13 protein-coding genes are annotated in these 14916 nt (G+C 66.7%); 11 read left to right on the top strand and 2 right to left on the bottom strand.

Translation table 11 applies throughout. The annotated features are described in order from the left end of the window. Positions 1–9 precede the first annotated feature (9 nt). Positions 10–1179, top strand: a complete 1170-nt coding sequence (locus HBH1_RS02655; protein WP_102661469.1) for a vWA domain-containing protein — start codon at positions 10–12, stop codon at positions 1177–1179. A gap of 22 nt (positions 1180–1201) precedes the next feature. On the opposite strand, the gene HBH1_RS02650 is transcribed toward HBH1_RS02655, so the two are convergent. Next, positions 1202–1408 (bottom strand): heavy-metal-associated domain-containing protein, encoded by a 207-nt coding sequence (locus HBH1_RS02650; RefSeq protein ID WP_102661468.1) that lies wholly within the window; start codon positions 1406–1408, stop codon positions 1202–1204. A 164-nt stretch (positions 1409–1572) separates the two neighbouring features. Between HBH1_RS02650 and HBH1_RS02645 the strand changes: the two genes are divergently transcribed. From HBH1_RS02645 to HBH1_RS02630, 4 genes are all read left to right on the top strand, one after another. Beyond that, positions 1573–3846 (top strand): heavy metal translocating P-type ATPase, encoded by a 2274-nt coding sequence (locus HBH1_RS02645; RefSeq protein WP_102661467.1) that lies wholly within the window; start codon positions 1573–1575, stop codon positions 3844–3846. Continuing rightward, positions 3843–4265, top strand: coding sequence for a Cu(I)-responsive transcriptional regulator (cueR, locus tag HBH1_RS02640; protein ID WP_006465369.1), 423 nt, complete (start codon positions 3843–3845; stop codon positions 4263–4265). Before HBH1_RS02645 ends, cueR begins: the two co-directional genes overlap by 4 nt. After that, on the top strand, positions 4262–5233 hold the full coding sequence (locus HBH1_RS02635; RefSeq protein WP_102661466.1) for a Gfo/Idh/MocA family protein: 972 nt from the start codon (positions 4262–4264) through the stop codon (positions 5231–5233). Before cueR ends, HBH1_RS02635 begins: the two co-directional genes overlap by 4 nt. A 126-nt stretch (positions 5234–5359) precedes the next feature. Next, positions 5360–6262, top strand: coding sequence for an alpha/beta fold hydrolase (locus tag HBH1_RS02630; protein WP_102661465.1), 903 nt, complete (start codon positions 5360–5362; stop codon positions 6260–6262). A gap of 9 nt (positions 6263–6271) precedes the next feature. Here HBH1_RS02630 and cadR read toward each other — a convergent pair whose 3' ends face one another. Beyond that, the gene (gene cadR, locus HBH1_RS02625) at positions 6272–6724 is read right to left on the bottom strand and encodes a Cd(II)/Pb(II)-responsive transcriptional regulator (RefSeq protein ID WP_077235054.1); all 453 of its coding nucleotides are present in this window, start codon (positions 6722–6724) and stop codon (positions 6272–6274) included. Positions 6725–6804: 80 nt separating this feature from the next. On the opposite strand from cadR, the gene HBH1_RS02620 reads away from it, so the two are divergent. From HBH1_RS02620 to HBH1_RS02595, 6 genes are all read left to right on the top strand, one after another. Continuing rightward, positions 6805–9159: a heavy metal translocating P-type ATPase gene (locus HBH1_RS02620; protein WP_102661464.1), complete on the top strand. Its 2355-nt coding sequence runs from the start codon at positions 6805–6807 to the stop codon at positions 9157–9159. Between the two features lie 36 nt (positions 9160–9195). Further along, complete coding sequence (locus HBH1_RS02615; protein WP_233207497.1) at positions 9196–9645, top strand: hypothetical protein; 450 nt, start codon at positions 9196–9198, stop codon at positions 9643–9645. A 102-nt stretch (positions 9646–9747) separates the two neighbouring features. Next, the gene (locus tag HBH1_RS02610; protein ID WP_102661462.1) at positions 9748–11142 is read left to right on the top strand and encodes a TolC family protein; all 1395 of its coding nucleotides are present in this window, start codon (positions 9748–9750) and stop codon (positions 11140–11142) included. Continuing rightward, the gene (locus tag HBH1_RS02605) at positions 11139–12524 is read left to right on the top strand and encodes a multicopper oxidase family protein (protein WP_102661461.1); all 1386 of its coding nucleotides are present in this window, start codon (positions 11139–11141) and stop codon (positions 12522–12524) included. Before HBH1_RS02610 ends, HBH1_RS02605 begins: the two co-directional genes overlap by 4 nt. Positions 12525–12586: 62 nt before the next feature. Beyond that, complete coding sequence (locus HBH1_RS02600) at positions 12587–12877, top strand: copper-binding protein (protein WP_102661460.1); 291 nt, start codon at positions 12587–12589, stop codon at positions 12875–12877. 150 nt (positions 12878–13027) lie between these two features. Continuing rightward, a complete protein-coding gene (locus HBH1_RS02595) occupies positions 13028–14674 on the top strand; it encodes a fatty acid--CoA ligase (protein WP_102661459.1) in 1647 nt (548 codons plus the stop codon). Positions 14675–14916: the final 242 nt, after the last annotated feature.

Here is a 14916-nt window from a genome sequence, read left to right as displayed (position 1 = left end):
CGCCTGCCCATGCTCATCGATTTCTTCTATACCGTGAAGCAGGCCGGAGTGCCGGCCTCGATCAAGGAATTCCTGACCCTGCTGGAAGCCATGGACCGCCAGGTGATCCATCCCTCCCTGGACGAGTTCTACTATCTGGCGCGGCTCACGCTGGTCAAGGACGAAGCCCACTTCGACAAGTTCGACCGCGCCTTCGGGACTTACTTCAAGGGCGTGGAAACGATCTTCGAGAAGCGTCCCGACATCCCGCTGGAATGGCTGGTCAAGCAACTGCAGCGCGACCTGACCCCGGAACAGAAGGCCGCCATCGAGAAGTTCGGCTACGACAAGCTGATGGATCGCCTGAAGCAATTGCTGGAAGAACAGAAGGAACGCCACGAAGGCGGCAGCAAGTGGATCGGCACCGGTGGCGTCTCCCCCTTCGGCCATGGCGGTTTCAACCCGGAAGGCATCCGCATCGGTGGCAAGGGTGGCCAGCGCAGCGCGGTGAAGGTATGGGAGGAACGCCAATACCAGGATTACGACGGCGAGCGCGAACTGGGTACGCGCAATATCAAGGTGGCGCTGCGCCGCCTGCGCCGCTTTGCCCGCGAAGGGCTGGAGGAAGAACTGGCACTGGACGACACCATCCGCGCCACCGCCAGCAATGCCGGCTATCTCGATATCCGCATGCAGCCCGAGCGCAAGAACAAGATCAAGGTCTTGATGCTGTTCGACGTCGGCGGCTCCATGGACGACCACATCGCCCGCACCGAAGAGCTGTTCTCGGCCGCCCGTACCGAATTCAAGAACATGGAGTTCTTCTACTTCCACAACTGCGTCTATGACTACCTGTGGAAGAACAACCGGCGGCGCCATGCCGAACGCTTCCCGACCTGGGACGTGCTGCGCAGGTACACGCCGGACACCAAGCTCATCTTCGTGGGCGATGCCACCATGAGCCCCTACGAGATCGTGCAGCCGGGCGGCGCGGTGGAATACAACAATGCCGAAGCCGGCGCCGACTGGCTGCAGCGTTTCACGGCCGCCTTCCCGCACTTCGTCTGGTTGAATCCCGAGCCGGAAGGCCTATGGCAATACCGCCAGTCGATCGCGCTGATCCGCCAGCTGATGAACGACCGCATGTTCCCGCTCACCATGGATGGGCTGGAGCGGGCGATGCGGCTGCTCAGCAAATGAAGGCAATGAAAGGATTGAAGGTTCAGGCCGCTACCGGGGTATAACCGGCTTCCTCGATCGCCTCGGCGAAGGACTGCGCCGGCAGGCTGCTGTCGATGACCACGCGCTTGTCGGCCACCGTGATATCGACCCGGGCATTGGCGTCCACGTCCTTGACGGCCTTGGTGATGACACCGGCGCAGTGGTTGCAGGTCATGTCGTTGACGGTAAAGGTGAGGGGGGTGCTCATGGCATTTCCTTTCATGAAGTGATGGCAATGAGGAAAGCTTAAACCTTCCTACCGTGGCAAGGTCAAGCGCAAGAATTCACCATCCGTGCGAAAATCGGGCTTGACCTTACCATCATGGGAAGGATGAAGATGAAGGTATCCGATTCATCCTCCCGGAGTTCGCCATGAATGATTCCTCCACTGCCACGGCCGAGATCAGCCTCGATATCGAAGGCATGAGCTGCGCCTCGTGCGTGATGCGCGTCGAAAAAGCCCTGAAGAAAATCCCCGGCGTGACCGAGGTCAGCGTCAACCTGGCCACCGAACGCGCCAGCATCGCCACGGCCGACGCGGTCCCGCCTGCCACCCTGATCGCCGCCATCGAAAAGGCCGGCTACCAGGCCCGTGAACATCTGCCCGAGCAGGCTAGCACCCCGCCCAGCGGCCGTACCCTGCCCTCCTGGTGGCCGGTGGCGCTGGCGGCCGCGCTCTCGCTGCCGCTGGTGCTGCCCATGCTGCTGGTTCCGCTGGGCAGCAGCTGGAGCCTGCCGCCGCTGTGGCAATGGCTGCTGGCCACGCCCGTGCAGTTCTGGCTGGGCTGGCGCTTCTACCACGCCGGCTGGGGCGCGCTGCGCGCACGCTCGGGCAATATGGACCTGCTGGTGGCGCTGGGGACCAGCGCCGCCTATGGCCTGTCGCTCTGGCAATGGCTGCGCATGCCGGCCATGGATGGCCATACCATGGCGATGCCGCATCTCTACTTTGAAAGCTCGGCCGTGGTCATCACCCTGGTGTTGCTGGGTAAATGGCTGGAAGGCCGCGCCAAGCGCCAGACCGCCGACGCCATCGCCGCCCTCAATGCGCTGCGCCCGGACCGCGCCCGCGTGCGCCGCCACGGGCAGGATGTCGAGGTGCCGCTGGCCCAGGTGAAGGTGGGCGACCTGGTGGTGCTGCGCGCCGGTGAGCGGGTGCCGGTGGACGGCGTGGTGCGCGAGGGTCGCAGCCATCTGGACGAAGCCATGCTCACCGGCGAGAGCCGGCCGCAAGCCAAGGAGGTCGGCGACACCCTGTCGGCCGGTGCCATCAATGCCGAAGGCGTGCTGGTGTTCGAAACCACCGCCGTCGGTGCCGAGACCGTGCTGGCGCGCATCGTGCGCATGGTGGAGCAGGCCCAGGCCGCCAAGGCACCGATCCAGCGCCTGGTGGACAAGGTCAGCGCGGTCTTCGTGCCTGCCGTGCTGCTGCTGTCCCTGCTGACCTTCCTCGGCTGGGGCCTGGCGGCGGGTGACTGGGAACAGGCCCTGCTCAACGCGGTGGCGGTGATGGTGATCGCCTGCCCCTGCGCCCTGGGCCTGGCCACACCGACCGCCATCATGGCCGGTACCGGCGTGGCGGCGCGCCACGGCATCCTCATCAAGGATGCGCAGGCACTGGAAATCGCGCACCGGGTGGATGTGATCGCCTTCGACAAGACCGGCACCCTGACCCTGGGCCGGCCGCGCCTGACCGAACTGGAGGAAGGAGAAGGCGCCGGCCCGTCCGGCAAAGCGCGGCTGCTGGCCCTGGCCGCTGCCCTGCAGGCGCGCAGTGAACATCCGCTGGCCCGCGCGGTGCTAGACGCTGCAGCGGCGGAACCCGGCCTGGCGACGCTGCAGGCCAACGATGTGCGCAGCGTTGCCGGCCTGGGTATCGAGGGCGAGGTCGAGGGTCGCACGCTGTATCTGGGCAGCAGCCGCTGGATGCAGCAACTGCAGGCCTCGGCCCCGGCCTTGCAGGCGCGTGCGGCACAGTTGCAGGCGCAGGGACGCACCCTGTCCTGGCTGGCGCAACGCGACGCCGAAGGCGTGACGGTGCTGGGCCTGCTGGCCTTCGGCGACCAGATCAAGCCCGGCGCCCGGCAAGCCATCGCCACCCTGCATGCGCTGGGCATCCGTACCGCCATGCTGAGCGGCGACAACCGGGGCGCCGCGCAACAGGTGGCCGATGTGCTGGGCATCCAGGATGTGCGCGCCGAAGTGCTGCCGGGCGACAAGGCCGCAGCGGTCACGGCCCTGCGCGAGAATGGCGCGCACTTGGTGGCGATGGTCGGCGACGGCATCAACGATGCGCCGGCGCTGGCGGCCGCCGACGTCGGCATCGCCATGTCCACCGGGACCGACGTGGCCATGCAGGCGGCCGGCGTGACCCTGATGCATGGCGACCCGGGACTCGCAGCGGACGCCATCGACATCTCCCGCCGCACCTACGGCAAGATCCGCCAGAACCTGTTCTGGGCCTTCATCTACAACCTGATCGGCATTCCGCTGGCGGCCTTCGGCCTGCTCAACCCCATGCTGGCAGGCGCGGCGATGGCCTTTTCCAGCGTCAGCGTGGTCAGCAATGCATTGCTGCTGCGTCGCTGGCGGCCGCATCCACAGGATGTGCCACAAAACCTGAGCAACGAGGGAACCCAGCCATGAATATCGGAGAAGCCGCCAGCGCCTCGGGCGTCTCGGCCAAGATGATCCGCCACTATGAAGAGACCGGCCTGATCCCGCGTGCCGGCCGCACCGATGCCGGTTACCGCGTCTATGGCGAGCGCGACGTGCACCTGCTGCGCTTCATCCGGCAGGCACGCCAGCTCGGGTTTTCCATGGCCCAGGTGAGCGACCTGATCGGGCTCTGGCTGGACCAGTCGCGCTCCAGCCGCAAGGTCAAGCAACTGGCACAGACCCACATCGGCGAACTGGACCAGCGCATCCGCGAACTGCAGACCATGAAGGCCACGCTGGAACGCCTGGCCCAGGACTGCCATGGCGACAGCCGTCCCGACTGCCCCATTCTGGATGCACTGGGCGGCCAGGGAGATTGCTGCGCCCGGCAGGGAACGCCGGCATGAAGGTGCTGCGCTGGGGCATCATCGGCTGCGGCGCCGTGACCGAGCGCAAGAGCGGCCCGGCCTACCAGCGCACGCCCGGCTTCGCGCTGGCCGGCGTGATGCGACGGGATGCCGCGCTGGCGGCCGACTATGCGCACCGCCACGGTGTCGCGCGCTGGTTCGACGATGCAGATGCATTGATCCAGGCCCCCGATATCGACGCCGTCTACATCGCCACCCCGCCCGACAGCCACTGCCATTACGCCCTCAAGGTCGCCGCCGCCGGCAAGCCCTGCTGCGTGGAAAAGCCCATGGCCCCCAGCCACGCGCAATGTCTGGAAATGCTGGCCGCCTTCGAACGGGCACGGCAGCCCTTGTTCGTGGCCTATTACCGGCGCTCGCTGCCACGCTTCGAACAAGTGCGCCAATGGCTGGCTGAAGGCCGCATCGGCACTGCGCGCCACATCCACTGGCAACTGGCGCGCCCAGCGGGGCCGGACGACCTGCAGCGACGCTACCGCTGGCGCACCGACGCCCGCATCGCCCCGGGAGGCTATTTCGACGACCTCGGCAGTCACGGGCTGAACCTGTTTTCATACTTCTTCGGCGAAGTGGCCGAGGTATCCGGCAGTGGCAGCAACCAGCAGGGCCTGTACAGCGCCTGCGATGCGGTGGCCGCAAGCTGGCGCTATCGCAGCGGCGTGACCGGCAGCGGCAGCTGGCATTTCGGCAGCTTCGAACGCGCCGACCGGGTGGAGATCACGGGCAGCGCCGGCAAGATCGTTTTTTCGGTATTCGAGGAAGCGGCCCTGCAACTGCACACGGCCGATACCACGCTGCACCTGGAGGTCGCCAACCCCGACCCGATCCAGCTGCATCACGTCAGCAACATGCAGCTTCACCTGGACGGAGGTGCGCGCCATCCTTCCTGCGGCGACAGCGCCGCCCATACGGCCTGGATGATGGAAACCATCCTGCGGCCAAAATGACATAATGTCTGCAGCGTTGCCAACGGGGGGACCGACGGTGCCGCTGGCTGCGGGATGATCACGCTCGGACGCCACCCATCACTCAGCTATCACTCACCAGAACACAGAAGAGGGAGATTGCTTGCCATGCCCCAGACCAATCATCTGAGTTTCGTCGACACTGACCAGTTGCGCATCGGCTTCGAAGTCAGCGGCCCGCCCGACGCCCCGCCGGTGGTCTTGCTGCATGGCTGGCCGGACGACGTACGGACCTGGGATGCCCTGCTGCGTCCACTGCGTGCGGCCGGCTACCAGGTGATCCGCCCCTACCTGCGCGGCTACGGACCGACCCGCTTCCACACCGACAGCACCCCGAGGAGCGGCCAGCTGGCCGCGCTGGGCAGTGACCTGATGGCCTTCGTCGACGCCCTCGGCCTGCAGCGTTACGCGCTCATCGGCCACGACTGGGGCGCCCGCGCCGCCTATATCGCTGCCTCGCAGACCCCCGAACGCATCAGCCACTGCATCGCGCTGTCGGTGGGCTGGGGGACCAACCGGCCGGACCAGAAACTGACGCTGCAGCAATCGCGTAACTACTGGTACCACTGGTATTTCGCCACCGACCGTGGCGCGGCCGAACTGCGCGAGGACCGTCGGGCCTTCACCCGCTTCATGTGGCATAGCTGGTCACCGTCGTGGAAGTTTGCCGAGAGCGAGTTCAACAATACCGCCGCCTCCTTCGACAATCCGGACTGGGTCGATATCTGCCTGCACTCCTACCGTCATCGCTGGGGCTTCGCCGAGGGTGACCCGACCTATGCCGCCCTGGAAGCCCGGCTGCAGGACACGCCGCGCGTCATGGTGCCCACGCTGGTGCTGCATGGCGCCGAGGATGGCGCCAACGCCCCTGCCACCTCCGAGGGCCGGGACAAGTTCTTCGGCAAGGATTATCGGCGCGTGCTGATCCCGGGTGCCGGCCACTTCCCGCAGCGCGAACGACCGGACGAGGTCACCGAGGAAATCATGGCCTGGCTGGCACGCCCGGCCTGATCCACGGCCTCAGTGGCAGCCACCGCCGTGGCTGCCCAGATTGGCTGGCTTCATCTCGTCCGGCAGGCTGGCCAGCCCCTGCAGGATGCCGCAATCCCGCGCCGGCTGTTCCACTTCGCACTGGGCGCGCAACTGGTGCAGTTGCTCCTGCAGGGCCTGCAGTTGCACGATGCGCTGTGCCACGTGGCCGATGTGCTTGTCCAGCAGGGCATTGACCTCGCCGCAGTTCTGCTCGGGCGCATCACGCAGGCGCAGCAGTTCGCGCACCTCGTCCAGCGTCATGTCCAGCGACCGGCAATGGCGGATGAACTGCAGGCGTTCGACGTGTCGCTCGCCATAGAGCCGGTAGTTCGACGATGAACGCGTCGGCTCGGGCAGCAATGCCTCTTTCTCGTAATAACGGATGGTTTCCACCGGGCAATCGGCCTGGGCGGCCAGTTCGCCTATCTTGAGCGTATCCATGCGATCCTCGCTTGACCTTGTAGTTACTTCAGGGTTTTTAATATACCCCTGAAACCCGTTGGCTGCACAAGGAGCAAGGCATGACCGGAACCCATCACAAGCACGCGCATGACCACCAGCACGATCATCACGACCACGACCATGACCACCATCATGATCATGGGCAGCACCAGCACGCCCAGCCGCAAGCCTGCTGCGGCAGCCACGCCTGCGATAGTGCGGCAACGGTGGTGGCACCGCGCAAGCTGGACGGCGCGACCGAACAGGCGGTCTTCTTCATTCAGAAGATGGACTGCCCGACTGAAGAAAAACTGATCCGTGAACGCCTCGCCAACATGAAGGGTGTAGGTACGCTGGAATTCAACCTGATCCAGCGCGAACTGAGGGTGCAACACCAGTTGCCCTCCATCGCACCGCTGGTCGCGACCCTCAAGGCGCTGGACATGCTGCCGGCCGTGAAGTCCGATTCGCTGGATGCCGACGCCGGGGGCGACGCCCCCGACCAGGCGGCCGCCTACCGCATCCCGGCCCGGCGCTGGGCGCTGCTGGGCCTGGCCGGCGTGGCGGCCCTGGGCGCCGAGGTGCTGGCCTGGACCAGCGGCGACGAACGCTCGCTGCCGGTGATCGCGCTGGCGCTGGCGGCCATCCTGCTGGGCGGACTGGGTACGCTCAAGAAGGGCTGGATCGCCCTGCGCAATTTCTCGCTGAACATGAATTTCCTGATGTCGCTGGCCGTCATCGGCGCCGCCGTGATCGGCCAGTGGCCGGAAGCGGCGGTGGTGATCGTGCTGTTCACCCTGGCCGAGATGATCGAGGCGCTGTCGCTGGACCGCGCCCGCAACGCCATCGCCGGGTTGATGGCGATGACCCCGGACATGGCCACCGTGCGCAGCGTCGATGGCAGCTGGAACAGCGTGCCGGCCGCCAGCGTGGCCGTGGACGCCATGGTGCGCGTGGCCCCGGGCGAGCGCGTACCGCTCGATGGCCTGCTGGTCAGCGGCAGCACCAGCATCAACCAGGCGCCGATCACCGGCGAGAGCCTCCCGGTGGCCAAGCAGGCCGGCGATCCGGTCTTCGCCGGCACCATCAATGAACAGGGCGCCTTCGAGATGCGGGTCAGCGCCGCCCAGGCCGATTCCACCCTCTCGCGCATCGTCCGGAGCGTGCAGCAGGCTCAGGGCCAGCGCGCCCCGACCCAGCGCTTCGTGGACAACTTCGCGCGCTACTACATCCCGGCCGTGGTGGTGATGGCGGTGCTGGTGGCCCTGCTGCCGCCCTTGCTGGCCGGCGCACCCTTCCAGCCCTGGCTGTACAAGGCGCTGGTGCTGCTGGTCATCGCCTGCCCCTGCGCACTGGTCATTTCCACGCCGGTGACCATCGTCAGCGGGCTGGCCTCGGCGGCCCGGCACGGCATCCTGATCAAGGGTGGCGTCTATCTGGAACAGGGGCGCCGCCTGCGCGCCCTGGCGGTGGACAAGACCGGCACCCTGACCTTCGGCAAGCCGCGCCTGACCGACGTGGTCTCGCTGCAGGCCGGCGCCGACCCGCAGGCCCTGCTGCAACTGGCGGTGTCGCTGGCGGCACGCTCGGACCACCCGGTCTCGCGTGCCATCGCCGTGCAGGAGGAGAGGCAAGAGGAGAGGCAAGAGGATAGGCAGGCACTGGAGGTGCAGGACTTCGCCGCCCTGGCCGGACGCGGCGTGCAAGGCCGCATCGACGGGCAATTGCTGCACCTGGGCAATCACCGCCTGGTGCATGAACTGGGCCAGTGCAGCCCGGAACTGGAGGCACGCCTGCAAGGCTTCGAAAAGCAGGGCAAGACCACCACCCTGCTGTGCTGCGACGGCCGCCCGGAACTGCTGATGGCGGTGGCCGACACGGTGCGCCCGAGCAGCCGCCAGGCGGTGAGCGAACTGCAGGCCATGGGCGTGCAGGTGGTCATGCTGACCGGCGACAACAGCCATACCGCCCAGGCGATTGCCGGGCAGACCGGCATCACCGATGTCCGTGGCGACCAGCTGCCGCAAGACAAGCTGCAGGCCATCGAGCAGTTGCGCCAGCGCCATGGCGAGCGCAGCGTGGGCATGGTCGGTGACGGCATCAACGACGCCCCGGCCCTGGCGCGCGCCGATATCGGCTTCGCCATGGGCGCGGCCGGTACCGACACCGCCCTGGAGACGGCCGATGTCGCGCTGATGGACGACGACCTGCGCAAGATCGCCGACTTCATCGGCCTCTCGCGCCAGGCCCATGCCGTACTGGTGCAGAACATCAGCATCGCCCTGGGCATCAAGGCGGTATTCCTGGTGCTGGCGCTACTGGGGATGAGCTCGCTGTGGATGGCCGTGTTCGCCGACATGGGCGCCAGCCTGATCGTGGTCTTCAACGGCCTGCGGCTGGTGCGCGGCTTGCGCCAGCGCAAATCGGCCGGTTGATCCACGGTCGGCACAGCGACTATACTGGCGCCCATGATGCTGCGCGCAAAAATCCTCCTGCTCTGGCTGCTGGCGCTGGCGATTCCCCTCCAGGGTTTCGCCGCCGTGCTGCAGGCCTGCGCGCCGGCGATGCAGCCGCAACATCATGGTCAACACCACGCCGGTCAGGCCAGCGCCACTGCCACGACCGCCGAAGCCGCCCCTGCCGATCCTGCCGACCAGGCTGCACAGCATCACGCCCACCATCACCCGATGGCGCAAACCCTGGCCGATAGCGATCCCGCACCGGCTTCCCCGCATGGCACGCAGCACGCCAACGCCTCCTGCAGCTTCTGCGCCGCCTGCACGGTGGGCGCCATCCTGCCGCTGGCGCTGGCTACCGTTCCCGCGCCCGATCTTCCCTCGCACGACTATCTCGTGCAGCCGGCTTCCGGCTTCGTCGGCTACCTGCCGGAAAACCCCGACCGTCCCCCTGCCCTCGCCTGATCCCGTCCCGCGCACGTCCGCGTGCGCGTGAGCTCTGCCCCGTTCCGCGCCGCATCCTGCATGCCGCACGACGGATGACGATCATCATCAGACGAGGATTTCATGATCCCCCATGTTTCACGCCCCTTGCGGGCAGCCGCCGTGGCCGCCTGTGCCATGCTGGCCGGCTGCGCGCAGCTCTCGCCCGACGCCGGTTTCGACCGGCTGGCACAGACCAGCACCGAGCGCCTGGGCCAGGCACCTGCCTGGAACCGCACGCCCGAACAAGGCCAGGCCAGCCAGGACCGTGTCACCCGGCTCTTGCAGGCCGATGGCAGCGCTGGCCCCACGGCCAACCGACTGGCCAGTGCCGATGACGCGGTACAGATCGCCCTGATCAACAACCCCGAACTGCAGGCCGCCTTCGCCGAACTCGGCGTGGCCGAGGCTGATCTGGTCCAGGCGGGGCGCCTGCCCAACCCCGGCTTTTCCTTTGCCCGCACCCATGCCGGCGACGACATCAAGATCGAGCGCAGCCTGTCGCTGGGCCTGATGCGCCTGCTGACCATGCCGGCCACCGCCCGCATCGAACAGCGCCGCTTCGAACAGGTCCGCCTGTCGCTGGCCGCACGCGTGCTGGCGTTGGCCGCACAGACCCGGCAGGCCTATTACCAGGCAGTGGCCGCGCAGCAGGGCCTGACCTACCAGCAGCAGGTCGCCGACGCCGCCGACGCCGCGCACGAACTGGCCGCGCAGATGGCCCGCCTGGGCAACATCAGCAAACTGGACGCCGCCCGCGAACAGTTCTTCTACGGCCAGGCGCAAGCCAACCTGCAACAGGCCCAGCGCCTGGCCGCGCAGGACAAGGAAACCCTGGCCCGCCTGCTGGGCCTGGCGCCCGACTTCGCCCTGCCGGCGCAACTACCGGCCCTGCCCGCGCAACTGGATGCCATCGGCGACGTCGAGCAGCAGGCATTGCAACAGCGGCTGGACGTACAGGCCGCCCGCACCGAACTGGAAGGCCTGCAAGGCTCGCTGGGCCTGACCCGCGCCACGCGCCTGGTGAACGTGCTGGACCTGGGCGCGCTGCGCACGTCCGAAAGCGGCAAGCCGCCCGAAATCGGCTACCAGATCTCCATCGAGATCCCGCTCTTCGACTGGGGCGAGGCCCGCGTCGCCAAGGCCGAGGCGATCTACCTGCAAGGCGCCCACAAGCTGGCCGGTGCCGTGCTGGACGCCCGCGCCCAGGCGCGCCTGGCCTGGCGCCAACGACAGGATGCCTACGCCCTGGCACGACGCTATCGCGACCAGTTGCTGCCGCTGCGCCAGCGCATCGCCGAAGAAAACCTGCTGCGTTACAACGGCATGCTGCTGAGCGTCTTCGCGCTGCTGGCCGATGCCCGCGAACAGGCCAGTACCGTCAACGCCGCCATCGACGCCCAGCGCGATTTCTGGATCGCCGACGCCGCCCTGCAACTGGCCCTCAACGGCCGCCCCACCCAAGGAACGCAACCATGAACCCGAGCGACAAGGACCGCCGCCACTTCCTGCGCGGCGCCGCCCTGGCGGTGACGGCCGGCGCCGTCAGCCGCGCCGGTGCGGCCAGCCTGCCCGAGGCCGCGCTGCAGACCAGCGCCGCCACCCAGCCACCGCTGCAACCGGCCACTGGCCGCCCCTATCAACCGGTGGTCACGCTCAACGGCTGGACCCTGCCCTGGCGCATGAAGAACGGCGTCAAGGAATTCCACCTGGTGGCCGAACCGGTGGTGCGTGAAATCGCCCCCGGCATGAAAGCCAATCTGTGGGGCTACAACGGCCAGAGCCCCGGCCCCACCATCGAAGTGGTGGAAGGCGACCGGGTACGCATCTTCGTGACCAACAAGCTGCCCGAGGCGACCTCGGTACACTGGCACGGTCAGCGCCTGCCCAACGGCATGGATGGCGTGTCCGGGCTGACCCAGCCGGCCATCCCGCCGGGCAAGACCTATGTCTATGAATTCACCGCCCGGCGCGCCGGCACCTTCATGTACCACCCGCATGCCGACGAGATGGTGCAGATGGCCATGGGCATGATGGGCTTCTGGGTCACCCATCCCAGGGACCCCGGCCAGATGCGCGTGGACCGCGACTTCGTGTTCCTGATGAATGCCTACGACATCGCACCCGGTGCGGCCGTCCCCAAGGTCAGCACCATGCTGGACTTCAATCTCTGGACCTGGAACAGCCGCGCCTTCCCCGGCATCGACCCGCTGGTGGTGCGGCAGAACGATCGCGTGCGCATCCGCGTGGGCAACCTGACCATGACCAACCATCCCCTGCATCTGCACGGTCACGAATTCAGTGTCACCGGCACCGACGGTGGCTGGGTGCCGCCCGCGGCACGCTGGCCCGAGGTCACCACCGACATCGCCGTGGGCCAGATGCGCGCCATCGAGTTCGACGCCACCGAGGAAGGCGACTGGGCGCTGCACTGCCACAAGGCCCACCACACCATGAACGCCATGGGCCACGACGTCCCGACCATGATCGGAGTGGACCAGTCACGGGTGGTCGAGAAGATCAGCAAGCTCATCCCCGACTACATGGCCATGGGTGACAAGGGTGGCTCGATGGACGGCATGGAGATGCCGCTGCCCGACAACACCTTGCCGATGATGACCGGGACCGGCCCCTACGGCCCCATCGAAATGGGTGGCATGTTCAGCACCGTCAAGGTACGCCGCCACCTGGCCCGCGACGATTACCGCGACCCCGGCTGGTACCGCGCCCCCAGCGGCACGGTAGCCCGCGAATGGCAGGGAGACATGCCCGAGGCCAGACGCGCGGTCGGCAGCCATACCAAGCCGGCAGCGCCGGCCCCGCTGGACGTGGTCAAGCCGGGCGGCCACCACGGCCACTGATCAGGCCACTGAACCAGCCGCCCCAACAACTTCAGCTTTACACCATCAAGAAAGGAAGCATCATGTTACGCACCCTCCTCCTCACCCTGGCTCTCTCGCTGCCCGTGCTGGGCGTCCATGCCCAGGGCACGGCACCCAAGGTCGACGGCGAAATCCGCAAGGTCGACGCTACCACCGGCAAGCTCACCATCCGCCACGGCGACATCCCCAACCTGCAGATGTCGGGCATGACCATGGTCTTCAAGGCCGCGCCGGACATCATCGGACGCGCCCATGAAGGCGAGAAGATCAGCTTCACCGCCGACCGTATCGATGGCGCGCTCACCGTCACCTCGCTGGAGAGCCGGAACTGATCGACACCGACGGGTGCGGGGCGACGAACTGAAGGCGCGATGCCGGATGTAAATTTCGTCGCCCCGACGACCATTCCCCTGCGGCGTTGGCGTTATCATCGGTTTTTTCCATAACAGGCCATCGCGCCGACACAACAGAGGAGACCCGGCATGCCCCAAGTGATCCAGCAAACGCCCTCGGCCTATGGCTATCCACTGCTGATCAAGCAATTGCTGCACAGCGCCCTGTCCACCGCCCCCGACCAGGAAATCATCTACGGCCAGCGCTGTCTCACCTATACCGGCTTCTACCAGCGGGTACAGCGGCTGGCCAACGTGCTCAAGGAAATGGGCGTCCAGGCCGGCAACACCGTGGCCGTGATGGACTGGGACAGCAACCGCTATCTCGAATGCTTCTTTGCCGTGCCGATGATGGGATGCGTGCTGCAGACGGTCAACGTGCGTCTGTCGCCGGAACAGATCGCCTACACCCTCAACCATGCGCAGGCTGATGTGCTGCTAGTCAATTCCGACTTCATGCCGGTGCTCAAGCAGATCCGCGGCGAACTCACCACCCTGACCCGCTGCGTACTGCTCACCGACGACAACACCCCCTGCCCGCGCGGCCCCGGCTTTGCCGGCGAATATGAAGAACTGCTGGCCCAGGCCGAGGCCAGCTACAGCTTCCCCGACTTCGACGAAAACGCCCGCGCCACCACCTTCTACACCACCGGCACCACCGGCCTGCCCAAGGGCGTCTACTTCAGCCACCGGCAACTGGTCCTGCACACCCTGGGCACCACCGCCGGCCTGGCACTGGCCCCGCAGCAAGGCCGCCTGCACCGCGACGACGTCTACATGCCGCTGACCCCGATGTTCCACGTCCACGCATGGGGCCTGCCCTATGTCGCGACCATGGCCGGCGTCAAGCAGGTCTACCCTGGCCGCTACGTCCCCGACACCATCTGCCGCCTGATCCGCGAAGAAAAGGTCACCTTCTCGCATTGCGTACCGACCATCCTGCAGATGATCCTGTCATCGGAACAGGCCCGCCATACCGACCTCACCGGCTGGAAGATGATCATCGGCGGCTCCGCCATGACCGGCGCCCTGGCCAAGGCCGCGCTGGAGCGTGGCCTTGACGTCTTCACCGGCTACGGCATGTCCGAAACCTGCCCGGTCCTGACCCTGGCCCAGGTCGCCACCGCCGACCTTGGCAGCGACCGCGAAACCACCCTGCGCCTGAAGACCGGCCGCCCGCTGCCCCTCGTGGCCTTACGCACCGTCGATGGCGAGATGAACGACTGCCCGCACGACGGCAAGAGCACCGGAGAAGTCGTCGTCCGCGCCCCCTGGCTGACCCAGGGCTACCTGCACCAGCCTGAAGCCTCGGAAGACCTGTGGCACGGTGGCTGGCTGCACACCCAGGACATTGGCCACATCGACGGCGAAGGCTACCTGCAGGTCACCGACCGCATCAAGGACGTCATCAAGACCGGAGGCGAATGGGTATCGTCACTCCAGATCGAAGACATCATCGCCCGCCACCCCGCCGTCGCCGAAACCGCGGTCATCGGCATCCAGGACGGCAAATGGGGCGAGCGCCCGATCGCCCTGGTGGTCTTGAAAAAAGACAGCACAGGCGTGAATGAAGAAGACATCCGCCGCCACGTCATGGCCGCTGCCGAAGCCGGCACCATCTCCCGCTACGGCGTACCTGACCGCGTCCAGTTCGTCACCGAACTGGCCCGCACCAGCGTAGGCAAGCTGAACAAGCGCGTCATGCGCGAGCAGTACCCGGCAAGAGAAAATAAGTGAAGTAAGCCCGGAAGCAATCCCCAAGGACGGCAAGAGCGCGAAGCCGAAGGCGAGCAATCACCGCGAAGCCGAAGGCGAGCGACGCACCGCGAGGCCGAAGGCGAGCCGGACACGCTTTCCCCCTTGGGAGCCAGCCGCCGGAGTGAAGCGGCAAGTGGATCAGAAAAATAGTGGGAGCGAAGCGACTCTATTTTTCCCACTTGCTGCTTCACTCCGGCGGGAACCCTCCGCAGGAGGGCTGG

The sequence above is a fragment of the Herbaspirillum sp. BH-1 genome (assembly GCF_002870055.1).
GTDB lineage: Bacteria > Pseudomonadota > Gammaproteobacteria > Burkholderiales > Burkholderiaceae_D > Herbaspirillum > Herbaspirillum frisingense.
Note: the sequence above shows the minus strand (reverse complement) of the source record. Positions and strands in the feature narration are given on the sequence as shown.

Excerpts from the sequence above, each read along its gene's own strand:
- HBH1_RS02610 (WP_102661462.1), top strand. The coding sequence starts at position 9,748 with ATGATCCCCCATGTTTCACGCCCCTTGCGGGCAGCCGCCGTGGCCGCC.
- HBH1_RS02615 (WP_233207497.1), top strand. The coding sequence starts at position 9,196 with ATGCTGCGCGCAAAAATCCTCCTGCTCTGGCTGCTGGCGCTGGCGATT.
- HBH1_RS02635 (WP_102661466.1), top strand. The coding sequence starts at position 4,262 with ATGAAGGTGCTGCGCTGGGGCATCATCGGCTGCGGCGCCGTGACCGAG.
- cadR (WP_077235054.1), bottom strand. The coding sequence starts at position 6,724 with ATGGATACGCTCAAGATAGGCGAACTGGCCGCCCAGGCCGATTGCCCG.
- cueR (WP_006465369.1), top strand. The coding sequence starts at position 3,843 with ATGAATATCGGAGAAGCCGCCAGCGCCTCGGGCGTCTCGGCCAAGATG.
- HBH1_RS02630 (WP_102661465.1), top strand. The coding sequence starts at position 5,360 with ATGCCCCAGACCAATCATCTGAGTTTCGTCGACACTGACCAGTTGCGC.
- HBH1_RS02600 (WP_102661460.1), top strand. The coding sequence starts at position 12,587 with ATGTTACGCACCCTCCTCCTCACCCTGGCTCTCTCGCTGCCCGTGCTG.
- HBH1_RS02645 (WP_102661467.1), top strand. The coding sequence starts at position 1,573 with ATGAATGATTCCTCCACTGCCACGGCCGAGATCAGCCTCGATATCGAA.
- HBH1_RS02620 (WP_102661464.1), top strand. The coding sequence starts at position 6,805 with ATGACCGGAACCCATCACAAGCACGCGCATGACCACCAGCACGATCAT.
- HBH1_RS02605 (WP_102661461.1), top strand. The coding sequence starts at position 11,139 with ATGAACCCGAGCGACAAGGACCGCCGCCACTTCCTGCGCGGCGCCGCC.
- HBH1_RS02595 (WP_102661459.1), top strand. The coding sequence starts at position 13,028 with ATGCCCCAAGTGATCCAGCAAACGCCCTCGGCCTATGGCTATCCACTG.
- HBH1_RS02650 (WP_102661468.1), bottom strand. The coding sequence starts at position 1,408 with ATGAGCACCCCCCTCACCTTTACCGTCAACGACATGACCTGCAACCAC.
- HBH1_RS02655 (WP_102661469.1), top strand. The coding sequence starts at position 10 with ATGCTCATCGATTTCTTCTATACCGTGAAGCAGGCCGGAGTGCCGGCC.